The organism is Paenibacillus sp. BK033, assembly GCF_004345425.1.
In the GTDB taxonomy this organism is placed as follows: domain Bacteria; phylum Bacillota; class Bacilli; order Paenibacillales; family Paenibacillaceae; genus Pristimantibacillus.
Genome location: NZ_SLVP01000008.1, coordinates 55318 through 76860 on the forward strand (window position 1 = coordinate 55318; position 21543 = coordinate 76860).

Here is a 21543-nt window from a genome sequence, read left to right on the forward strand (position 1 = left end):
AAGCTAGCGGCACTGATCTTACGGTTTATTAGGTTAACGGCTCCAGCCATTCGCCAAAGCCTGTCTTGCGAACAGCTCCCCGTCAAATTCGAGGCCAAAGCCCGCTTTATCCGGTACATAAAACTTGCCGTCCTCTACCCGATAAGCGGACGCGTCCATTCCCTCTATGGTTATATCGTCGTATTCGACAAACTCAAAGTTGTTAATCGCAGCGGCGATATGCCCAAGCGCATAAATGCCGTATGCGTTGCCGTAGCAGTGCGGCGCCGACCTCAGTCCAGCCCGGTCAAGCTCCGCGCCGAGCTCCAGCCAATGCGTAAAGCCCGGATAAATAATATCGTATTGCAGCACGTCAACAAAGCCTTTTTTCGCCCAGCTCACGAGATGCGGCGACGCCAGCCCTTCGCCGTCGGCAATAAGCACATTCCGCCCGCGCTCCTGCAGCCACGCCTTCAGGTCCGCATACAAAGCATCGTCTTCGTGGAAGGCTTCTTCCATCCAATGCAGATTCACGTCATCAACGGCAGCGAGCACTTCCTTGGTCAAATTGAGATTATACGCGTTGTTGGCATCTATCATGATTTTTCCTTCAGGTCCGGCAACCTCGGCGACGCCATGAATAATGGCGATATCCCGCTTCGTCCCTTCCTGCACGGGCATATGTCTTCCGCCGCGGCCCACTTTAATCTTGAAATTGCGGTGGCCTTTGGAGAAGCCCTGCATCGCCTCTTCCTTCAGCAGCGCGACCGCATCCTGCTCGCTCGGCAGGTGCAGGTCATCGAAGTACAGCGATGTATCATAGCAAGGCACGATCAGCGGAGATCCCGGTGCGCGGTTAACGGCGGAAATCAATTCATACACGGGCGTATTCAGTCTGCGTCCCAGCCAGTCCAGAATCGGGTATTCGAGCGGAATGCGGTAAGGCTTAAGGACTCTGCCATTGGCATCGAACAAATCTATGAGCCTCATCCCTATAACGGCATCCGCCAGCTCCTCCGTTAACGAGCCCGTGTGACCAAACCCCGTCTCCCCGTCAATCGTAAGGCGGGCGATACGGACCGAGCAATGCTTGCCGTGATTGCCAAGCCTGCCGTTTGAACCCGCGTTTCGCGCGCGCTCGCCCGTAAGAGTCGCAACCTCGATCTTTTCTACTTTCCATTCGGGCTGAATAAGAGATAGATCCATTGTCGTTTCACTCCTAATGAATGAAGGAATAGTTCCAGCTCCTTCCACTATATATCGCCCGAAACAAATATGTCAAAATAAAATATATTCATTATATTAAAACGGATTCATTTTCCGAAGAAGCCGCTCTCTAACTAGAGGCCACTCCTCCTCCAAAATGCTGTAAAACACGTTATCATGAACCGTGCCGCCATCCGTCGCATCCACCCGATGCCTGCGCAGCACCCCTTCCCTTACTGCTCCGATTTTCTCCAGCGCCCTTTGCGACCGCAGATTGCGGCCGCTGGCAGAGAACTGGACCCGAATTACGCCAAGCTCTTCGAAACAATATTGAAGAAGCAGCAGCTTGCAGGCCTGGTTTATTCCTTGTCCCCAGAACGACGGAGCCATCCATGTCCAGCCGATTTCCACGTTTCGGTTATTGACGTCGAGATCGCCAAGCCGGGTTGTTCCCGCCACTCGTCCGCTGGTTTTGTCCATGATGGCGAACGGAAGCTGCGTCCCCGCTTCTCTATTTACCAGAGCGGACTCAAGCGCCAGCTCGATCGCTTGCTCCATATTGTTCCTCCGCCAGGTCATCTCCCAGACTCTCGGATCGCTAAGCAGCCGGGCAAGCTCCTTAACGTGCGCCGCCTGCAAAGGCAGAAGAATAACCTTACGGTTTTCCAACGTCAGATTCGTACGAAATCTCATAGCGAGCCCTCCTTTTCCACTATCCTACCAATAGGACTGGGCGGCATGAATGCAGGAAGGAACCGAATATTTGTATTATTTTGCAAGCATTTCTACAGGTTGACGGGAAGCCCGGCTTTCAGTACCATCTTAAAATAGAAAAGCCCCCAGGGGCTCTATGGATTGAAGGAGGAGTAATGAATTATATTAAAGATTTGCTTGTCGATTTAGGAGTCAACACCAATCTAGCTGTCTACCTAGCCAGCATTGCCATTGTTATTATCGCAGGGATTGTAAGCATAGCCGCCAACTTTATAACCAAAAAGGTTGTGCTGCGCATCGTCAGCCATTACATCCGGAACAACCGGTACCGTTGGGACAATTATTTGCTGGAGCGCAAAGTATTTCATAAGCTGTCCCATATCGTTCCCGCCATCATACTCTATTATTTCTCGTTTAGCTTTGCGGCCTATCATTCTCTTATTCTGAAGGGAATTACGATTTATCTTATTATTGTCATCCTGTTGGTGCTGGATGCTTTCCTTAACGCGGTAAACGATATTTACAGAACCTACGATATTTCGAGGAGCCGCCCTATCAAAGGATACGTGCAGGTGGTCAAAATCTTCCTGTTCATTATCGGCGGGATTCTGGCCATCTCGAACCTGATCGGCGAAAGCCCCGTTATTCTCATTAGCGGGATTGGCGCCTTGTCCGCGGTTATGCTGCTGATCTTTAAAGATTCGCTGCTCGGCCTGGTTGCAGGCATTCAATTGTCAACTAACGATATGGTCCAGGTAGGCGATTGGATCGAGATGCCCAAATACGGAGCGGACGGAGACATCATTGATATTTCGCTGCATACCGTCAAGGTGCAGAACTTCGACAAGACGATCACGACCATCCCTTCCTATGCCCTGATTTCGGATTCGTTCAAGAACTGGAGAGGCATGCAGGATGCCGGCGGCCGGCGCATTAAACGGGCCGTGTACATCGATATGAACAGCATCGGATTTTGCACGCCCGAAATGATCGGGAAATTCAAGAAAATCCATCTCCTTAGCGAATATATCCTGGATAAGGAGAAGGAAATTCTCCACTACAACCTGGAGAACGAGATTGATCCTACCGTCTCGGTGAATGGCAGGGCCATGACGAATATCGGCGTATTCCGGGCCTATATCGAACGGTATGTGGAGCAGCATCCAAAGATTCATAAAGGCATGACGCGGATCGTCAGACAGCTCGCCCCAGCCGAGAACGGACTGCCTCTCGAAATTTACGCCTTCACCAATGATATTAACTGGGCGGTGTACGAGGGAGTTCAATCGGATATCTTCGATCATATTCTGGCCGTTGCGCCGGAGTTTGGACTTCATGTCTTCCAAAACCCGTCCGGTCAAGATTTCAAGAGCTTGCCAAAGGTTGAGGCTTATTAACAGCCTTGGCGAATAAGAGGCCACGCCATCGTCAGTCCAGCTGATGACGGCGCGGCCTCTCTTATTTTTACAGCTTGCGTTGTCCCTCCAACTCGCGAGAATGCCTGCGGATCAGCTCCGGCACGGCTTCCCCCCGTCCCGTCTGCTCAAGCCGCTCCAGGTAACGCGGCAGCGCTCCCTTCGCATGATAAGGACCGCCCTCCTTCATGACCGTCCACAACGGATCCGTGTCGTAGGGCATCGAAGCCATCATCGTATCGTGCCAATCATTAAGCAGATATACCGCTTCCCTGCACAGATCCGGCCGCTCCGACGCAAGATTGATCTGTTCATGCGGGTCATCGGCCAGGTTGTACAGCATTTCCTTGTCGAACAGATGATAGCCGTCATGATACGTGCGAATGTAAAGATAATCGCCAAACCGCACGCTTCGCTGGCACACATGCGCGCATTGGGACACAACCAAATATTCTCGTCCCGCCTCTTCGCCGGACTGCAGCACCTTCGCGTAGCTGGCGCCGTCCCAGCTTGGCATAGGCTGCCGACCGAGGAGCTCGGCTATCGTTGGCGGCAGATCCAAATGGTAATGGAGGCCCTTATCGACAATTCCCTCCTTCATGCCCGGCCACCGAATGATCATCGGAATCCGGCAGGTTCCCTGATCCGCCGTGCCATGCTCCCCGTAAATCCCTAGCTCGCCCATGTTCTCGCCGTGATCGGCCGTAATAATGATGACGAGTTCGTCCATGACGCCCTTTTGCTCAAGCAAGGCAAATAATTGGCCGATGTTCTCGTCCATGAAGCGGACCCCGCAATCATAGCCATCCACCATGCGCCGCAGATCCTCCCGGCTGCGGATATCCCCCGGATGCCTCGGATAATCCGGCGACGTGGCGTTGTCGTACATATTGATTTCGCTGGCGCTATGCGGTCCCACCTTGCGCATGTGCGCGTCAAGCACCTCGTCCGTAATCCACTCCGGCAGCGGATCTTCCTTAAACGGATTGCCGAACGATTCCGGGGCCCGGTACGGGGTATGCGGATCCCAATAATTGACGTACAGCATCCAGTTGTCCGACTCCGCGTTCCGGTCAATCCAATCCAGGACGACGGGCGTTACCTCCTCAGCGGATTCCATTCCGCCTTTGCCCGTATTGTAGATCTCGTTAAAGCCGGCATAAAAGGTCCAAGCGGAATGCCTCTCCCCGAACGGACTGACAAGCGCGGTACGTATTCCCGCCTGCCGGAACAATGCCGGAAAGCTTTCGGAGGCAAGCCGGTCGCGAAAATCCCTTGACGCGCCTTCATGACGAACGTCTGCCGAAGACCCGCCATGTCCCACCACTCCGTTATGAATGCCGAAGCGGCCGGTCATTAGAGCCGTCCGCGACGGGAAGCAAGGCGCGTCGGAGGTATAGTAATTATCGAAGCGGACGCCTTGAGCGGCAATCCGGTCAATATTCGGAGATGTCCGGCGGGGGTAACCGTAGCACCCCAGATGATCCGGCCTCGTCGAATCCAAATCCAGCAGCAAAATTTTCATAAGGTTGCTCCTCTCCTTCAATCGTTTGCCATGACGGCTGTACCCGTATTATAGGTTTGGAGCCTTGGTCCGGTCGACGTACATTCCATCCCGTCCATGTACATTTCAACGATACTATGAGCGATAAGTCGGGAACGGCCATTTACCCGAACCGGTTATTTTTGCTAGTATTTCATTAGAGTCATTGTAAAAGGACGGGGATCCCATGCTGCAGCTGTTAAGCGTAAATTTCGACGACCGCATTCCGAACTGGCGCACCCAAAGCGAGGTGCTCAGCTATCATGTCCTCGTACTGGTTACGGACGGCAAGGTTAGATACACCATTAATGGGCAAGAGATTATCGCGGAACGGGGAGATTTCCTGTACATTCCGCAATCTACGCTTCGCAGCGGAGATACGGTCCCCGGCAGCCCTCATCAGAAATATACGGTTTTAATTACGACGGAACCAGGCAGCAAGCTGGATATTCCGTTTCTTGACCAGGGAGAATTTATTCGGTTCCGGCTCTCCAGCCTTCATTCCACGCAGCGCAAATTCATGAAGCTGTTCGAAGAGATGAGGAGCGGCCGCAGCTTTCACTCCTATATTGGCCTCGGACTAACGCAGGAGCTGATCGGCCTGCTTGCAAGAGAACTGGAGAAGCCGGAGGTGACTCCCGCCAAGATGTTTTACGCGCAGCTGATGAAGCAATATTTGCTGGACCATTACCGCGAGCATGTGGAAATCGGGCAGCTTGGGGAGCTTATTGATCGTTCGCCGAATTATGCCACCGCTCTGTTCAAAGAGGTTTTCGGCCAGTCTCCCATCCGCTATATGCATCAGCTGCGCCTGCTTGAAGCCTGCCGTCTTCTGCTCCACTCCGACATGACCGTCGCGGACATCGCCCAGTACCTGGGTTACTACGACCCCTCGTATTTTTTCCGGATGTTCAAGAAGCATGTCGGCCTGTCACCGTCCGAATTCATAGCCCGCGGCAGGACGGAGGACTTGCCCCAGCCGTTCCCTTAAGCAAGCCCTACACTCACCAGCTTCCCTTACGCACCTCTTCCGTAATTATTCGGACTCCTTCCTCAATCTGCTCGGGCCCGGTCTGGGAAATGCTGATCCGAAGGAACTTCTCCTTATCCAGATAGTTGGACAGGTAGAACCCCTTGCCGGACACAACGCTGACGTTCCTTTCCGCAAGGCGCTTCAAGAGCTGCTCTACGTTCACCGTCTGTTTCAACTTGAAATGCGTGTATATCCCCGATCGGATATCCGGCACCTCCATTAAGCCCGGCTCGTTATGCCGATTCACCGATTCGTTCAAGGCCGACATCCGCGCGGCGTACAGGCCGGCTATCTTGTGCTTATGCCGTTCGTACATGCCATTTTTGATATACACCTCAAGCGCCGCTTGGGAGAGCAGCGACGTGTCGGGATATATTTTATAAGCGTAAAAGGTCTTAAGCAGCCGCTCCGGCAATACGATTGCGCCTAACCTTAGGCCGGGAAAGATAATCTTGGAGAAGCTTTTTACGTATATAACATGCTCGCCCCCATCCGAAGCGTAAATCGGATCGGTTTGCCGGTCTGCCCCGAGGTCGGCCATATAATCGTCTTCTAGGATATAGACGCCGTATTTGCCGGCAAGCCTCGCGATTGCTCTTCGTTCCTCGGCATTATAAGAAGTGCCAAGCGGATTATGATACCTCGACATCGTGTAAAAAAGTTTGATGTTGCCGCTCTTGAACCAACGCTCCAGCTCCTGAAGATCGATGCCGGCAGCCGTTCGGGCGATGCCATGCACCGGAATGTTCTCCGTCTCCAGAAACCGCAAGTACCGGTCATAGCTGGGCTGCTCAACCAATATCGCTTCCCTGCCGTTTGGGAACGGCATCTTCGCCAGTATTTCCAGCGCCTGCTGCGCGCCGGAGGTAATGAAGATTCTCTCGACCTTGGTGAATACCTGATCGCTTGCCAAATGCGAAACAAGGGTGTGACGGAAGGACTCCAGCCCCAGCGGGTCGCCATAAGTGAACAGGTCATACTTGTAAATATCGATAGCTTTGTTGAGACAATGCTGGAAATCCAAATAAGGAAAAGCGTCCAGGTCCGGCAGGACCGTCGCGAAATAGATCATGCTGCTATCCCGCCGGTCGCGCCAATCGCCGGGCTTCACAACAACGTAGTACCCGCTTTGCGGCACCGAATAAATGACGTGTCGTTTTTCCAGTTCGGCATAAGCCCTGGTAATGGTGCTGATGCTGCAGCCGTAAGCTTCCGCGGCATTGCGGACGGACGGGAGCTTTTGACCGGGGCGGTATTTCCCCTGCCGGATTTTCTCCTCCATGTCGGATAGGATCCTATAATATTTTTTCATTCTGGCCTCCTTGCGCTCCCGTTCAACTGTATCGATACAATTGGAGTAAAACGGCGTTGTTTGGTTAACCGATATCCCGTATCTTCAAATTAACGGTTACAGACGTTCGCGAACACGCTGCCGTAGGCTCTGAGAGGATGATGAAACATGGTTCACAAGGAAATGAGGCTCCCTTATCTCCTCGCCGTGCTTAACGCGGTCATTATCGGATTATCTTTTTTGTTTGCCAAGACGGCGCTGGATTACGCCAGTCCGCTTGATACGCTTGCTTTTCGCTTTACCTTATCGTTTCTGGTTATGTCTATTCCGGTCGCAGCCGGCTGGATGAAGCTTTCCTACCGCGGCAAGCCGCTTGGCAAAGTGCTGCTGCTGGCATCCATGTACCCGCTTGGGTTCTTCACGCTTCAGGCCTATGGGCTGCAGCATGCCAGCTCGGCGGAGGGTGGCATCCTGTATGCATTCACGCCGGTCGTTACGATGATTATCGCTTCCCTGTTCCTTAAAGAAACCACGACCGCTCCGCAGAAGCTGTCAATCTTCCTGTCGGTGTTTGGGGTGGTGTTTATCTTTGTCATGAAAGGCAGCGGCATTGATCTGTCCAATCTGCTTGGCATTTCGCTGCTATTGCTTACCTGCTTCGCTTTTGCCGGGTATACCGTGCTGGCCCGTTCGTTATCCGGACTGTTCAGCCCGGCGGAAATCACTTATTTGATGATGGGCATCGGCTTTGTCTTTTTTGCGGTTACCGCATTTACCAGCCATGCCTCGGCAGGGACCCTTTCCCATATATTCGCGCCTCTGGCGAGCGGCACCTTCATGGCATCGCTTATTTTCCTGGGCATCGTATCCTCGCTGTTAACGGCACTGACCTCCAATTACATTTTGTCCAGGATGGAGGCGTCGAGAATGAGCGTGTTTGCCAATCTCTCTACCATTGTATCCATGACGGCCGGAGCAGTCTTTCTTGGGGAAAAAGTAACGATCTATCATCTGATCGGCTCGGTGCTGATCATTGCCGGTGTGATCGGCACGAATAGGCTTGGCCGAAAAAAGGCTGCCGGGGGCGGAAAGAGCGAAAAACTAAACGCCGTAAACCATTCAAGGAGTTGAAGATCAATGTCATCAACCGTTTTTGCCGATTTTTATGCGATTATCCGGGAGCGCCATTCCGTTAAGCATTATGATGCCGCGCACCGGCTAAACGAGAAAGAGATCATCGGTCTGCTGGAGATTGCAAGCCAAGCGCCGTCCGCCTGGAACCTTCAACACTGGAGGTATCTTTCCATCCATAGTCAGGCTGCTAAAGAGAAGCTCCTGCCCATCGCTTACGGGCAAAAGCAAGTCGTCGAAGCTTCCGTCGTCATAGCGGTACTTGGCGACCTTGAAGCCCATCGCAACGCTGAAGATGTCTTTGGACCCGATGTGGAAGCCGGACTGATGACGGAGGATATCAAGGCTAGTCTAATCGATCAAATAGATGCGGCATACGGGGATTCCCCCGCCTATGCGCGCGAGGAAGCCATTCGCAACGCGTCGCTTGCGGCCATGCAGCTTATGCTGGCTGCAAAGGCGAAAGGACTCGACTCCTGCCCGATGGGCGGATTTAGCGCGGATGCTTTTATCGAAGCGTTTCATATACCATCCCGATATATTCCGGTTATGCTTATCGCGATTGGCAAGGCGGCGGCCCCGGCCCGCGCCTCCTTGCGTTTTCCGGTTGAACAGACCATTGTTTGGAACGGTTTCCAACAGGAATAACAACGACTTAGATTGTTTTGAAAAAATAAGGTCCAGGAATGCGTGCCAATAGGTGCGCACTCCTGGACCTTTTTTAGCAGGAAACCCACTCGCCTTTGAGGCTAGTTCATCATTCAAGTGCTTCTTGCTAGTTGACTTCGTCGGCACTGCAAAACTCCGCAATGGTTGGAGGATGACGTTTTGCAGGTATAAGGGAATGGCCAGGAGCGCCAAAAGGACATTTTCTTAAATCTAGTAATTCCGCACAGCGCGCTTTACTAGATTCAACATAGATTACAGCAGTACTGATTAAAGGAGGATTTATATGGCGCAAAAAGTAAAAGTAAGTCCGCAATTCGCAAGGCTGTGCACGCAATTCTCGAAAATTCTGGGAGGTGAATCGGAGATTGAAGCAGGTCCGGTTTGTTTCGTCACTCGGATGACGAACTTAAAAGAGACCATTTTGGGCAGAAGAACTCGTTCTCCTTTGGTTCAAATGCAAATGTTCTCGTTCGAGTCTCTAAGCGCTTCGGGCCGCGCGCTTTGTTTAGGCGAGACCGCCGTGCATCAAAATCAGGTTAATCGATTGATGTCGAATCTTCGTAAACGCGGAATCAAAGTCACTTCTCTTCATAATCACTGGCTTAACGAGAACCCGCGCTTAATGTATATGCACTGGGAAGCTGATATGAATCCTGTAGAGTTTGCCAAAAAAACCAAGGCATCTATCGCATTCCTCGGCTAATGTTTGAGTATTTTTTTATTTTTAAACATGAAAGGATGATCTGTAAATGGCGCAACCTGTAAAGGCAAGTCCGCAATTTAAAAAAATATGCAACCGCTTCTCCTCCATTTTGGGCGGGACAGAGCATGAAATTACGAAAGGGCCGGTTTGTTTCGTTTCAAGAAACAGAATTATAAAAGCCTCTATTTTAGGAAAACGCACCGCGTCCCCTCTCGTTCGTTATCAATTGTTCTCGTTTGAGTCATTGGACAGTTCCGGACGAGCACTCTGTCTGGGAGAAACGGCGCTTTTCCAAAACCAGGTCAATCGCTTGCTCACAAACCTTCGGAGGAACGGGATAAAAGTTACGGCCGTTCATAATCACTGGTTGTTCGAGAATCCGCGTCTCATGTACGTCCACTGGGAGTCCATTGATAATCCTATTGAGTTTGCTAAAAAAGTAAAACGTTCGATCGCTTTCTTGGGCTAATGATTAGCATCATTTAAAAATAAAGGGGAATCGCAGCTACGGCGAGACCCCCTTTGTTACATAGTTATAACCGATGACTCGGAATCTCCCACTCATACCGGACCCTCTCGAGCCACTGGCCCGCGGCAAAGTCCCGTCCCCGGACGATAATCCGATTCTCGTATACCTCGACGAACAGCCCTTGACTTCCGTCCTTATGCTCGTCTTCATCCGTCCAGAGATAGGCAACGGATGCCGCATTAAACATGCGGGGCATTTGTTCATCGTCATACAGGGTATTAGGCGCTTCCAGCTCCCAATGCGTATGCCCGGTAAACAGAACGGCATGCCGATGTCTGGACAGTACTTCCTTGAGCTGTTCATCTTGGGTTACGCCATACCACTTCTGCGACTCGCAGGAGCCCGCAACCGTATCCTTAAGCGGCTGATGCAGGAACACGAAGGCAGGACGATTCAGACTCTTGCTTTCCTCTAATTTGCGGTCCAGCCAGGCCAGCTGCGTTTCCGACAGAAACGAGAACAGATCCAGCCCCCGCTCGGTTCCGAGGAAGATGAAAGAATATCCTTTCACCAAATGAGCGTGATACGGCCCGCCCATCTCCGTGGCGTCCAGATAAGCGCCCAGGCGCAAAGGCCACTCTCCCCCGCCGACATCATGATTGCCGGAAGCAAAATAAGCGGTTGGCAATCCTTCTACGTGCTCCCGCCATATTTTGCGAAACTCCGCATACTCTTCCGCATGCCCGTGATCGGTGATATCGCCTGCATGCATAATCCCGTCGCTGTCGGGCGCCACCCGTTTTATATCCTCGAGCGCCCGCGCCAGGTTGCGATTATGCGTATGTCCGGGATCCGTCCTCACATGCGTATCGGTAATGACCTGAAATTGAAGTCGTGCCTTCCCTTTGCCCTCTTCATTTGTCATATTCGCAACCTCCTATATACCCAATATCCCCACAAGCAGAATACCCGTAAAAATCAGGCTGGCGGACGCTAACCGCAGGCCGCCTTTTCCTTCCTTCAGCAGCCATACGCCCATAAAGGTCCCAAAGACGGTCCCGATCTCCCGAAGCGGCGCCACATACGTCAGCTGCGACATGCTCATGGCGAACAGGAACAGCAGGTAAGAGCCCGGAGACAGAATGGAGCCTGCCGCAAGCAGCCTCCCGTTTGCCTTTATCTCCCGTACCCAGCCTATTTCCCGGAACCGGATGAACGGAGCAAGCCCCGCCATAAATCCGATATTCGATATCTCTAACAGCACAACCGGCGAGAAATGCCGCAGATTCACTTTGTCCACCATCACATAAGCCATTGTGCAGAGGCCTACGGCAAGAATAGACGACAGTACTTTTCCCGAAGCTTGAAACCGCTGCTTTCTCCCATAGAACCCGCTTAACAGGAAGAACCCCAGAGCAATTAACCCAAGGCCCAGCCAACCCCAGGCTGACAGCCGCTCGCCCAAGAAAATAACCCCGCAAAGAGGCAGCAGGAAGGTCGCGATCCCTCTCATCATCGGGTACACCTGGGACAAGTCACCGAAGGTTAACGTTCGGGACAAGAAGTACGCATAACCTGCCTGAATCAGCAGCGACAGGATCAATAGGACATAACCTGATAATGGCACTTGAACGGAGACCATCTCCGAAATAAATGCCGGCAGAAGCGTTAGCGTAGCAGGAATATAGATCATGAACAAAAACAATTGCTTATTCCCGCTCTTCTTCGTGAGCAAATTCCATACGGCATGCGCCACGCCGGAACCCAATACAAGCCATACGGCATGCGAAATAATGACCCCTCCCACCACTACAACAACCGACTAATCAATACACACATAAACACACATAAATGCAACTTTACGCAAATGGTAGCATGAGCCTTTTACCCTGTCAATGAGAAAAGCAATTAAAAAAGAGCCCTCGGGGAAGGCTCTCTTCTTGCTTCTCGGCTTCTATTTGCATTCAACGGAAATGCCGGCTTCCTTGTATCGCTCAAGGATATCGGAGCTAAGCCCGGAATCCGTGACAATACGCTCGATCTTATCCAGTCCGCATACCGGCGTAAGCGACACGATATCAAACTTGCTGCTGTCCGCAAGCGCGATGACCCGCCGCGACCGCTCCAGCATTCTCTTCTTCAGTTGAATCTCGCTTATCCCGTAATCCGTCAGCCCTTCGGCCAGGGAAATGCCGCTCACGCTCATGAAGAACAGATCGGCGTGGAACTGGGAGACAAACGACTCGGCAAAATCCCCAACCGCGCACTGCTCCGAATTACGAACGACTCCGCCTACGAAAATAATCGTGAACTGGGGTTTAGCCATAAGGATGGAGGCGATCGGAAAGGAGTTGGTTAATATCGTTAACCGTTCGAAACGAGCGGCCAATGCTTTGGCGAATTCCGTATTTGTGGTGCTTACATCCAGGAACAAGGATTGCCCCTCCTCCACATAACGAAGAGCCGTCTGGGCCAATTCTCGTTTCTCGGGATGTCTCTTCGTCTCCCGCACGGTGAAGGGGAGCTCCTTCCGGTAGTCCACCGGAGGCAGGGTAGCCCCTCCATGAACTCTCTTCAGGAAGCCTTCCTGCTCCAGATACTCCATATCTCTTCGGATCGTCTCGAACGATACGCCGAACCGCGCGATTAAGTCCGCCGTCTTTACCGATTGCGATTCATGAAGCAGCTGTATGATTTGTTGATGCCGGTCATGTATAAGCATGGATACTCCCCCAATAATGCGGACTGCATGGTCACTATTCGCTATTTCTTCTAGAATAACACACAAATACACATTACAACAAAAAAGCCGGAGCCCACGGACAGGGCTCCAGCCTTAACCTTTATATCTCGACCAGCATAAGAATAATAGAGGACAAGCCGAGGCATGTACCCATTAAACACAATACCATGAGAGCTTGCTTGTGATTGAGACCAGCTCGCAGCAGACGGTAATGTGCTTGGCTCGCATCCGCCTGATAGATCGCCTTCCCTTGCAGGAAACGCTTGAGCATCACGTACAAATTATCGAAGATCGGAACCCCTAACGCAAGGATCGGGATAAAAATAGAAAGCGCCGTCGCTTGCTTGAAGGCTCCGTCGAGCGAAATGACGGCCAGCATAAATCCGAGGAAGGTCGCCCCCGCATCGCCCATGAATATTTTGGCCGGAGGTTTGTTGAATCTTAAATACGCTAAGGTTATGCCTACTAGAATAATCGCCATATTCGCGGAGCTCGACTGTCCCATTGCCAACGCTACGATAAACAGAGTCATCGCTGAGATGGCAGACAATCCTCCCGCCAGCCCGTCCAGCCCGTCCGAGAAGTTGATAACCGTCGTGACTCCAAAGATCCACAGCGTCGTCAAGACAAATTGCAACAGGACGGGAAGCTCGACATAATGGCCGGAGAACGGATTAACGAAGCCCTCAAACACAACGCCTGAGGCGTAAACCAATACGGCGGCGGAGAGTTGAACAATCAGCTTGGGCAGAGCGGGAAAATCCTTTCCTTTTGTCTTATACCAATCGTCAACCGTACCGATCGCCAGCAGCAATAGACCGCCTAGGAATATCGCCCCCGTCTGCATGGAGAAATCCCGGACTACAGCCAAATAAGCGATAAAAAAGCCAATAAAAATCGCATAGCCGGCCGTCAGAGGGATCGGCTTCCGGTGCAGCTTGCGCTCGACGTCCTTTCTTGGCTTGTCTACAAAATCAATTTTAAACGCAAGCTTGCTGAACGGAGGAATCAACGCAAGCACCGTCACAAAGGACAATAAAAAAGCAGCAACGTATAAAATCGCAATCACCACCAATACGTGAATATACCTTATCTCTCATTATATATTCATCACGAATGGTGTCGACTGATGATTCACTGACTGTCGACTGACGCCGGGCTTTTAAGAGAATGCTATATTTACCGTATATTTTAAGCAGCGGGTTATATAATAAGGGCTTTTCATGTATAATCTTGTCGAACAAATTGTACGCAATTTATTTAAAAAAAGGAGTGCTGGACAGCTATGCTACTTGTCTCCGTCATCCTAACGGCGATTGTTGCGATCGAACATGTGTATATCCTGATTCTCGAGATGTTTCTGTGGACGGGTCCAAGAGCGAGGAAAGCCTTCGGAACCGACAAGGCGTTTGCGGAAGCAACCAAGTCGCTTGCCGCCAACCAGGGATTGTACAACGGTTTCTTGGCCGTGGGTCTGTTCTGGGGACTTGTCCATCCCGATGCTTCGGCCGGACACCAAATTCAGCTGTTTTTCCTGGCTTGCGTACTTGTAGCGGCGGTCTACGGAGGGCTGACGGCAAAACGTTCTATTCTTCTCGTTCAAGGCCTGCCGGCACTTATCGCGCTTATTGCCGTGCTTTTAACTTAGTATTTTGCCAGGAAGAATAAAAATGGCTGCGGAGTCTATCTCCGCAGCCATTTTTTATATTGATTTTTACCCTTTACAATAAAGTAAGCGTAAATAACATGTTAGAATACATAACATAACTTATTAGAAAAGAATAGATTTATTTAAAAATTTTACTTTTATATGAATTCACGTTAGTTTTATTGACGCTATATTGACATGGTGATAGAATCTCTATCGAGTTCATATGGAAGGAGTTGCATGAAATTGTTCAAAAGCAAAAGTCATCAATCGCAAGACAAACGACAATCTACCTCCGATCGCGAGACTCCCCGGGGATCGAGACGCGCTTGGAGCAAAAAGTACGCTATCGCGGCAACCCTCGCGCTTTCCATGGTTTTCGCGGGAGTTATTCCATCCAATAACGCCTACGCGTTAACGAAACTGACATCCGCAGGCGGAATAGATTGGGAGATTCACGATGCCTAACTTGGACACAGGCAGCATCCGCAGAGCGAGCAACACGCCTATACAGGGGTTTGGCAATATTTTCGTCCAGGTATCCACCTCGCCGTCGCCCCGGATGAACGGTCAATTAATGAGAGGCTTCGGGCTTGAATTCGACGGCAGCGACACCTTCGACACTACGCAGTCCGTCAATCTTGGCGACGTCCTCATTACACGCGATGTTTACCTGAACAGCGCAAGCAACAGCGTTCGTTTCTTCGATACCTTCACCAACACAACCAACGCTCCCGTAACCGTCAATGTGTCCTTCGGCGGATCGCTCGGCTACGGCACCGGCCAAAATTACGGGGCCGTAAAAACGACCTCTAACGGCGACACAGCCATCGCAGCCGACGATTCATGGGCTTTGATAGGCACAAGCAGAGCTGCGGACCGCCCAATCGGCGTCATTCTTGGCTCCCCCGCTCCGTTTGAAGGAGCGCTGCAAGGCACCGGCGATCAGCAGCAGAACCCTTTCACCACCCCGCTGCCAACCTCCGGCAATGATGCGAACTTCTACGGCTTCATTCATAAGCTCACAATCGAACCCGGTCATACCAAATCGCTGGCCAGATACGTTCTTGCCGGAGAAACAGGCGAGGCTGGACTAACCCAAGCCGCGGATTCGCTCGATCAACTGACCGAAAATCCCGACCTCACCCACTTGTCCCCCGCGGAAATATGTACGCTTAGCAACTGGGATCTGTCCAGTCTCCCTGGATTTGATACTGCCGCTTGCACGGATGTCACGCGTCTCGACATTCCGGCAGCCCCTGCAGCAGCACCTGCCGTAACGACCTCTAATTACGATGTCATCAACAAAAGCATTGAGCAAATGCAGTCCGATATGGAGAAAGGCATCACGACCTCCGAAGCGATCACAAGGGCTTATCTGGATCGCATTAACGCTTATGATCTCGGACAGCTCGGTTTCCACTCCTTCCTTCACGTCTCCGAAACGGCCATCCAACAGGCCAAGGCAGCGGATCAAGCTCGCAAAGAGGGCAAGACAGGCCAATTGCTTGGCATTCCGATTGCCGTCAAGGATATCTATGACACCAAGGATATGCCAACCACCGGCGGCTCCAAAGCGTTGGAAGGCTGGCAGCCTAAAGCGGACGCTTACCAGATTCAGAAGCTGAGAGAAGCAGGAGCCATCATCATCGGCAAAGCCAACACATCCGAGTTTGCCAACAGCGGCAGCTTTAGCGAAAGCGGCTGGATGCAAACCTGGAATGCGCTCTATCCGTCCAAAACTTCGTTTGGTTCCAGCGGAGGCCCCGCAGTATCCGTCGCTGCAAGCTTTGCGGCAGCCGCCATGGGCACGCAGACCGGCGTATCGCTGTACGCGCCGTCTACGGGCGGCAGCCTGGCAGCCTTCCGCGGAACGGACGGCATGGCAAGCACGCGCGGCGTAATGCCGCTGACATGGGGGCAGGACTATGCCGGACCAATTGCCCGCACCGTCACCGACCTCTCTTATATCCTTAACGCAACAACCGGCACCGACCCGCAGGATATGCTGACGCAAGAGGCAGATGCCAAAAAACCTAGCGACTGGACCAAGGCTCTAGACCGCAACGCCCTGCAAGGCAAGCGAATCGGCTATATCCCTTCTTCGTTCGTGTCCACATACGCCGACGACGGCACGGGACAAGCCGTCATGCAGCACTTCGAAGACCTGGTGGAAGCAGGGGCTACCATGGTCGAGATGAGCGCGCCTCCGGGGGGCGGCACAAGACCCGCGGGCAATGCAGGCTCCGAGGGCTGGGCACGCTACATCGAGTTGAACCCGGATTTCCCTTACGCCACGGGCGACGATCTGCTCGCCTCGCCAAAGCTGCTGTTATACAATCAAGCAAGCTTGCAGGTACGTCCGCGAATGACCGAAAGCCAAGTACAGGCGTACCTCGCTTACAGAACGAACTACAAGAAGATTATCGCGGACTGGATGGATCAATACGATGTGGACAGCGTTGTGTATGCAGGCTTTATCAGCGATATGTATAACAACGACAGCGCCGCAGCTCAGCTAAGCTCAGACAGAGGCACCGGCGTACTTACCTCCAACGTTGGACTGCCAACGGTCGTAGTACCCGTAGGCAAGAACCCGAATGGCTATTCGATTTCCATGCAGTTGGTCGGCAAAGCGTGGGATGACGCGAACGTTCTGGCCATGGGCTACGCCCTGGAGCAGCATACTTTAGCTCGCAGCGTAACCGCCTTTGCGCCAGCGCTGAGCTATACGCCGCCAACAACACCTCCAACAACAACGCCGCCAACAACAACGCCTCCGGGCAATAATAACGGAACGCCTCCGGGAGGCAATGAAACACCGGGCGAAGATCCTGTGTCGTTCGCCGACACAGAAGGACATTGGGCGAAGACAAGCATCGACTTCCTGGTCAAGAAGGGGTTATTGGCCGGTTACCCGGACGGCACCTTCCGCCCGGACCTTGGGATTACGCGCGCAGAGGCCTTAAAGGTGCTGGCGATACAGCTTGGACTTCAATCGCAGGCAAGCAGCTTCTCGGACGTGCCTAGCGCGCATTGGGCTGCCGGCTACATCGGAGCCGCTCAGAAGTCCGGACTCATGAACGGTTATGCCGACGGGAAATTCCGCCCGGACGATCAGCTTAACCGGGCAGAAATGGCCGCCCTTGTAGCCAGAGCCTTCCAGCTCAGCGGCGGCAGCACCACTGCCTTCCCTGATGTGCAGGCAGGCAATTGGGCGCATACCTATATAGAAGCCCTTATAGCCAACAAGATCGTTACCGGGTATGCCGACGGCACCTTCCGCCCCGACTCCGCAATAACCAGAGCGGAATTCGCAACCATGATTACACGGGTTCTTCAAAGCTAGCACACAGAAACGGACGGACGCCGGCAAGCATCCGTCCGTTTCTTTATTCTTTCTTTTCCTCGATACGATACCATAATTCGCAGTACTCATCGCCGCTTGGATGCGTACAATACATTTCAAAATTACCGCCGTCAATAATTTGGTACTTGGACGTTTGCAGCCATTCCGAGAATATCCGGTTTTTATGCGAACGCAAATCGTAGTTCCCGCTCCCGTTTCCATCATTTAATGTGGAGAATACCGCCCAAGTAGATGCCGGAACATCAATAACCGCATACCCCTCTATCTTGCTTCCAGCCGATTTATAACACCCGATTAAATAAGGAAATGTGGTATTGCTTGTGAATCTGTAGGAATCAAATGCGAAAACCTCTCCAAGCTCTTTGCTGAAATGGCCTTCAGCCCGCCAATTTCCGGCTAATGAATGAAACAGCCGGTCAAATTCGCCATTCTTAGAAATTTTTTGCCAGACTTCCGGGATCGTTACTCCGTCTTGATTCGCGATATTGTCCATGCCGTATATATCTTCTAGTCCAAACACTTGAAAAGCTTCCCGTTCCTCAATTCGATAATTCATCTCGGCAGCTCCCTTGAGAATAATTTGAAAGGAGAGACGAGGGTACGCTTTCAATGGGCTACCCGCCTGCCGGGCCGCAGTAGGCGTCAGTCCGTGCAGATTCTGAAATGCCCGCGAGAATGATTCGGGCGTTTCATAACCGTATTTCAAGGCGATGTCCGTTACTTTGTTCTTCCTGTCCTGTAAGTCAAAAGCGGCAAGCGTCAGCCGTCTGCGCCTTATATATTCGGATAAAGGCATCTCAAGCACAAACGAAAACATACGCTGAAATTGATAGACGGAGCATAAGGCAATCCTAGCTATCTGCTCGTAATTGATATCGTGCTCCAGGTTATCTTCAATGTATTCGATAGCCAGATTCATGCGCTGAAGCCAATCCATCTCGATCCCTCCTTTCGTAAGGAGCATAACACCGCGATGTTCAAGCAGCCTGACAATTCATGCAATAAAATGATAGCTTGTCCGTTTTAATCCGTGTCCCGCTGCTTCTCCGAGTTTACTGCAAACTTCCGCTTTCGGATTGTTCATCCTCTTTAATATAAGTTTCGAACCGGCGCTCGCCTTCAATTAGGGTGATGATTCTGGCGCCGCGCTTCAAATCCCCATACGTGTTGTAGCCGGTAGCACGGCCATAGCCAAGCGAGATGCCATGAAGCACGCCAATGTAGTCATTATTATGATCATGCCCGGCAAACACTCCCATAACATCTCCCCTGTCCAACAGGGCGGCGAACAACCCGCTGTTGACCTTAGGGCAGCACACTTGCTCTCCTTTCGTGCCTTCTGCCTCACCGGATTGCCATACCTCGTTATATTCGGGAAGAGGGATATGAAGGAAGGCAAGCCCAGGCAGCACGGCGTTATTTTTCTCGGCAAGCTGGCGAGACTGTTCTCTGTACCATTGAACCTGACTAGGCTGAATCCATGCGTATCCGCCGATGCTTGCATCCGCATATTCGCCCGAATCCATGAAATAAAGAACGGCTGCGTCTTCTTCGGACGAAAAGCTTTTGACCGTTGCCGTATAATTGCCTATGCCGCCAATGTCCCCCGGACCGGCTTCGCTGATGCAATTGTCGAATTCGGATAAAATCTCTTGCAGCTCCGGCTTCTTCACATTTCTCTCCGCATCGTGATTGCCGTAAATAACGGCGAACGGAATACCCGATTGATCGGCGATTTGCACCGTTTTCCGGAATCCCCCCCTTAGGTCGCCCGTCTCATTATCGGCAAAAATTACGTCTCCCGTGAAAACAATCAGATCCGGCTTCTCGGATTCGATCAGGTTCTTGATTAACGCCAGCGATCGGATATCCTTTTCCCCTAACCCGTCATAGACATGGACATCCGTGAACTGAATGATTTTAAAAGTCCCGTCCTTGCGAAATGCCAATTGTTGTTCCATCGTTTAAGCCTCCCGCGAAGTTATTATTCTTCACTGTTATTACTTATCCACTACCCCATCATATTCCTTGCCAGGAGGGTGGATCGCTGCTCCGAATTCTTCCCTGCTTTTCCTATGCCCGAAAAACTAAATATTCCCAAAAATAAAACCATTTCGTATGATAGTTTTATATCTTTCATTTAAAAGGAGCTCCTATGACCATAGAAGAACGATCGCCCGCAGGAAGTATTATTTACCGTCATAAAGAGGCAGACAGGCCTTTCACCCCGGCAAGAGGCGATGAAGAAACGATTGAACTCATCACTCAGCATGTCGAACGGCATATCGGTCCGGTTGAGGCCGTATTTCATGAAATTATATCCGATCTTATCCATCTTGATATTTTGTACGTCGCTCCAACCAAAGAAAAAAATTACATTACCCTGGTAACCTGCGGAATGAGCAGCCTGCCTATGACCGTCCCCGATGGAGCCGAAGCATTCCGATACGCAGAACTCATGATCTGTCTCCCTGCTGATTGGCAAATGTCTGAAAAAAGCTTCGAGGATGAGAACAACTATTGGCCTATTAGATGCCTCAAAATGCTTGCCCGCCTTCCTCATGAGTACAACACGTGGTTTTATACCGATCATACGATTCCAAACGGCGATCCTGCCGAGCCTTATGCCGAATCCACGAAGCTGTCCGGTATGATGATTACCATCCCTTCAACCGTAGAATCTCTTGAAGAGTTCTTTACGCTCAAGGCATCAGAGAGCAAAGAGGTCCACTTCTTTAGTTTGACCCCTCTTTACAACGATGAAATGAACTACAAGCTCAAGCATGGAGCGGATGCCTTGCTGGCAAAGCTGGAAAAATCCGAAATAAAGCAAATTATCGATCCTAGGCGCAAAAACACCTGCAAGAAGCTGTTTGGCTTGTTCTAGCGAGAAACAGGGATAGACGAAGGACCGGTTAAGCCCTCTGGAAGGGGTTCCGGTCCTCGTTTATTTTTGCACATGAACAATGTGATAGAAGAAGCTGTCTTGCAAATAATAGGAAGTTTCCAAGTATCCCCTCACCGTAACTTGCTCCGATACCCTCAGATCGTAATTATTCGTATCCAGGAACAGCATGGCATGCGACGAATCACCGACGACATAGGCGGTTTGTCCGTCGATTCGGTTAACTTCAAGCACAGTCCCCGAAATTATTCTGGCGATATGGTTAACTTTCCACTGTCCAGCGACCTGCTCTAAGAGATAGGTGACCTTATTTTCGCTTCTGTTGCTGAATTTGCGGTTAACTGTAAGACTTACCGTCTGTTTCGGGCGGAGCTCTTCAACCTCGAGAATTTCGTATTTACGAAGGGAGGCTCTCTCCTTCTCGATACTTTCAAGCCGTTCTTTCATGGACTCTACCGGAATGTTCTGGAGAGGATGCTGCATAGTGGCATAGTAGACTTCCCGGATAAAAGCCGATGTGACATAACGGCTATGCGCGCTTACGGAGTTAAAATGATTCAAATAATCGGTTGCCGCCGTTTCCAAACCAGGGTGAATCGCGCGAAGCTTCTCCGAAGCCTCCTTATTAAAGATTTGTTTGACGGAAAGCAGTTTTTGGATGAGTCCCAGCATGTAATGGCCCCTAAGCTTAACAGTTATTTTATTCCAAAAGTATTATCGGCAA

The 21543-nt window shown here is 51.4% G+C and carries 21 protein-coding genes; 10 read left to right on the plus strand and 11 right to left on the minus strand.

Annotation, left to right across the window (positions count from 1 at the left end):
* Positions 1 to 33: 33 nt before the first annotated feature.
* Together EV294_RS22915 and EV294_RS22920 are read right to left on the minus strand one after the other, a co-directional pair.
* Positions 34 to 1185, minus strand: coding sequence for an enolase C-terminal domain-like protein (locus EV294_RS22915; RefSeq protein ID WP_132311080.1), 1152 nt, complete (start codon positions 1183 to 1185; stop codon positions 34 to 36).
* A 96-nt stretch (positions 1186 to 1281) separates the two neighbouring features.
* Positions 1282 to 1878 carry a GNAT family N-acetyltransferase gene (locus EV294_RS22920; RefSeq protein WP_132311082.1) on the minus strand — a complete coding sequence of 199 codons (597 nt, stop codon included), beginning with the start codon at positions 1876 to 1878 and terminating at the stop codon, positions 1282 to 1284.
* Positions 1879 to 2054: 176 nt separating this feature from the next.
* Here EV294_RS22920 and EV294_RS22925 point away from each other — a divergent pair, with 176 nt between their 5' ends.
* Complete coding sequence (locus tag EV294_RS22925) at positions 2055 to 3296, plus strand: mechanosensitive ion channel family protein (RefSeq protein ID WP_132311084.1); 1242 nt, start codon at positions 2055 to 2057, stop codon at positions 3294 to 3296.
* A 67-nt stretch (positions 3297 to 3363) separates the two neighbouring features.
* Here the strand turns inward: EV294_RS22925 and EV294_RS22930 are convergent, their stop codons facing one another.
* Positions 3364 to 4839, minus strand: coding sequence for a sulfatase family protein (locus tag EV294_RS22930; RefSeq protein ID WP_132311086.1), 1476 nt, complete (start codon positions 4837 to 4839; stop codon positions 3364 to 3366).
* A gap of 205 nt (positions 4840 to 5044) precedes the next feature.
* On the opposite strand from EV294_RS22930, the gene EV294_RS22935 reads away from it, so the two are divergent.
* Positions 5045 to 5848 (plus strand): helix-turn-helix domain-containing protein, encoded by an 804-nt coding sequence (locus tag EV294_RS22935; protein WP_132311088.1) that lies wholly within the window; start codon positions 5045 to 5047, stop codon positions 5846 to 5848.
* Between the two features lie 13 nt (positions 5849 to 5861).
* Here the strand turns inward: EV294_RS22935 and EV294_RS22940 are convergent, their stop codons facing one another.
* Positions 5862 to 7202 carry an aminotransferase-like domain-containing protein gene (locus EV294_RS22940; protein WP_132311090.1) on the minus strand — a complete coding sequence of 447 codons (1341 nt, stop codon included), beginning with the start codon at positions 7200 to 7202 and terminating at the stop codon, positions 5862 to 5864.
* 147 nt (positions 7203 to 7349) lie between these two features.
* Between EV294_RS22940 and EV294_RS22945 the strand changes: the two genes are divergently transcribed.
* The 4 genes from EV294_RS22945 to EV294_RS22960 all read left to right on the plus strand — a co-directional run bounded on the left by EV294_RS22945 (position 7350) and on the right by EV294_RS22960 (position 10153).
* A complete protein-coding gene (locus tag EV294_RS22945) occupies positions 7350 to 8312 on the plus strand; it encodes a DMT family transporter (protein ID WP_132311092.1) in 963 nt (320 codons plus the stop codon).
* A gap of 6 nt (positions 8313 to 8318) precedes the next feature.
* Positions 8319 to 8960 carry a nitroreductase family protein gene (locus EV294_RS22950; RefSeq protein WP_132311094.1) on the plus strand — a complete coding sequence of 214 codons (642 nt, stop codon included), beginning with the start codon at positions 8319 to 8321 and terminating at the stop codon, positions 8958 to 8960.
* Between the two features lie 304 nt (positions 8961 to 9264).
* A complete protein-coding gene (locus EV294_RS22955; RefSeq protein WP_132311096.1) occupies positions 9265 to 9684 on the plus strand; it encodes a DUF1259 domain-containing protein in 420 nt (139 codons plus the stop codon).
* A 46-nt stretch (positions 9685 to 9730) separates the two neighbouring features.
* Positions 9731 to 10153: a DUF1259 domain-containing protein gene (locus EV294_RS22960; RefSeq protein WP_132311098.1), complete on the plus strand. Its 423-nt coding sequence runs from the start codon at positions 9731 to 9733 to the stop codon at positions 10151 to 10153.
* 64 nt (positions 10154 to 10217) lie between these two features.
* Here EV294_RS22960 and EV294_RS22965 read toward each other — a convergent pair whose 3' ends face one another.
* From EV294_RS22965 to EV294_RS22980, 4 genes are all read right to left on the minus strand, one after another.
* Positions 10218 to 11078, minus strand: a complete 861-nt coding sequence (locus EV294_RS22965; protein ID WP_132311100.1) for a metallophosphoesterase family protein — start codon at positions 11076 to 11078, stop codon at positions 10218 to 10220.
* A 12-nt stretch (positions 11079 to 11090) separates the two neighbouring features.
* The gene (locus EV294_RS22970; protein ID WP_243711765.1) at positions 11091 to 11960 is read right to left on the minus strand and encodes a DMT family transporter; all 870 of its coding nucleotides are present in this window, start codon (positions 11958 to 11960) and stop codon (positions 11091 to 11093) included.
* Positions 11961 to 12107: 147 nt separating this feature from the next.
* Positions 12108 to 12875 (minus strand): DeoR/GlpR family DNA-binding transcription regulator, encoded by a 768-nt coding sequence (locus tag EV294_RS22975; RefSeq protein ID WP_132311102.1) that lies wholly within the window; start codon positions 12873 to 12875, stop codon positions 12108 to 12110.
* Between the two features lie 121 nt (positions 12876 to 12996).
* On the minus strand, positions 12997 to 13965 hold the full coding sequence (locus EV294_RS22980; protein WP_132311472.1) for an MraY family glycosyltransferase: 969 nt from the start codon (positions 13963 to 13965) through the stop codon (positions 12997 to 12999).
* A gap of 216 nt (positions 13966 to 14181) precedes the next feature.
* Between EV294_RS22980 and EV294_RS22985 the strand changes: the two genes are divergently transcribed.
* From EV294_RS22985 to EV294_RS22990, 3 genes are all read left to right on the plus strand, one after another.
* On the plus strand, positions 14182 to 14544 hold the full coding sequence (locus tag EV294_RS22985; RefSeq protein ID WP_132311104.1) for a DUF1304 domain-containing protein: 363 nt from the start codon (positions 14182 to 14184) through the stop codon (positions 14542 to 14544).
* A gap of 246 nt (positions 14545 to 14790) precedes the next feature.
* Positions 14791 to 15012, plus strand: a complete 222-nt coding sequence (locus tag EV294_RS30540) for a hypothetical protein (RefSeq protein ID WP_207918182.1) — start codon at positions 14791 to 14793, stop codon at positions 15010 to 15012.
* On the plus strand, positions 15005 to 17893 hold the full coding sequence (locus EV294_RS22990) for an amidase family protein (RefSeq protein ID WP_207918183.1): 2889 nt from the start codon (positions 15005 to 15007) through the stop codon (positions 17891 to 17893). Before EV294_RS30540 ends, EV294_RS22990 begins: the two co-directional genes overlap by 8 nt.
* 43 nt (positions 17894 to 17936) lie before the next feature.
* Here EV294_RS22990 and EV294_RS22995 read toward each other — a convergent pair whose 3' ends face one another.
* Entirely contained in the window at positions 17937 to 18851 is a 915-nt protein-coding gene (locus tag EV294_RS22995) for an AraC family transcriptional regulator (protein ID WP_132311106.1), read from the minus strand.
* Positions 18852 to 18966: 115 nt separating this feature from the next.
* Positions 18967 to 19875: a metallophosphoesterase family protein gene (locus tag EV294_RS23000; protein WP_132311108.1), complete on the minus strand. Its 909-nt coding sequence runs from the start codon at positions 19873 to 19875 to the stop codon at positions 18967 to 18969.
* A gap of 194 nt (positions 19876 to 20069) precedes the next feature.
* Between EV294_RS23000 and EV294_RS23005 the strand changes: the two genes are divergently transcribed.
* Positions 20070 to 20801, plus strand: coding sequence for a suppressor of fused domain protein (locus EV294_RS23005; protein WP_132311110.1), 732 nt, complete (start codon positions 20070 to 20072; stop codon positions 20799 to 20801).
* 60 nt (positions 20802 to 20861) lie between these two features.
* On the opposite strand, the gene EV294_RS23010 is transcribed toward EV294_RS23005, so the two are convergent.
* Positions 20862 to 21491, minus strand: coding sequence for a nuclear transport factor 2 family protein (locus EV294_RS23010; protein WP_132311112.1), 630 nt, complete (start codon positions 21489 to 21491; stop codon positions 20862 to 20864).
* Positions 21492 to 21543: the final 52 nt, after the last annotated feature.

Coding starts and splice junctions, on each gene's coding strand:
- EV294_RS22915 (WP_132311080.1), bottom strand. CDS start 1,185: ATGGATCTATCTCTTATTCAGCCCGAATGGAAAGTAGAAAAGATCGAG.
- EV294_RS22985 (WP_132311104.1), top strand. CDS start 14,182: ATGCTACTTGTCTCCGTCATCCTAACGGCGATTGTTGCGATCGAACAT.
- EV294_RS22930 (WP_132311086.1), bottom strand. CDS start 4,839: ATGAAAATTTTGCTGCTGGATTTGGATTCGACGAGGCCGGATCATCTG.
- EV294_RS23010 (WP_132311112.1), bottom strand. CDS start 21,491: ATGCTGGGACTCATCCAAAAACTGCTTTCCGTCAAACAAATCTTTAAT.
- EV294_RS22945 (WP_132311092.1), top strand. CDS start 7,350: ATGGTTCACAAGGAAATGAGGCTCCCTTATCTCCTCGCCGTGCTTAAC.
- EV294_RS22975 (WP_132311102.1), bottom strand. CDS start 12,875: ATGCTTATACATGACCGGCATCAACAAATCATACAGCTGCTTCATGAA.
- EV294_RS22960 (WP_132311098.1), top strand. CDS start 9,731: ATGGCGCAACCTGTAAAGGCAAGTCCGCAATTTAAAAAAATATGCAAC.
- EV294_RS22990 (WP_207918183.1), top strand. CDS start 15,005: ATGCCTAACTTGGACACAGGCAGCATCCGCAGAGCGAGCAACACGCCT.
- EV294_RS22920 (WP_132311082.1), bottom strand. CDS start 1,878: ATGAGATTTCGTACGAATCTGACGTTGGAAAACCGTAAGGTTATTCTT.
- EV294_RS22925 (WP_132311084.1), top strand. CDS start 2,055: ATGAATTATATTAAAGATTTGCTTGTCGATTTAGGAGTCAACACCAAT.
- EV294_RS22935 (WP_132311088.1), top strand. CDS start 5,045: ATGCTGCAGCTGTTAAGCGTAAATTTCGACGACCGCATTCCGAACTGG.
- EV294_RS22950 (WP_132311094.1), top strand. CDS start 8,319: ATGTCATCAACCGTTTTTGCCGATTTTTATGCGATTATCCGGGAGCGC.
- EV294_RS22940 (WP_132311090.1), bottom strand. CDS start 7,202: ATGAAAAAATATTATAGGATCCTATCCGACATGGAGGAGAAAATCCGG.
- EV294_RS22955 (WP_132311096.1), top strand. CDS start 9,265: ATGGCGCAAAAAGTAAAAGTAAGTCCGCAATTCGCAAGGCTGTGCACG.
- EV294_RS22965 (WP_132311100.1), bottom strand. CDS start 11,078: ATGACAAATGAAGAGGGCAAAGGGAAGGCACGACTTCAATTTCAGGTC.
- EV294_RS23005 (WP_132311110.1), top strand. CDS start 20,070: ATGACCATAGAAGAACGATCGCCCGCAGGAAGTATTATTTACCGTCAT.
- EV294_RS22995 (WP_132311106.1), bottom strand. CDS start 18,851: ATGGATTGGCTTCAGCGCATGAATCTGGCTATCGAATACATTGAAGAT.
- EV294_RS23000 (WP_132311108.1), bottom strand. CDS start 19,875: ATGGAACAACAATTGGCATTTCGCAAGGACGGGACTTTTAAAATCATT.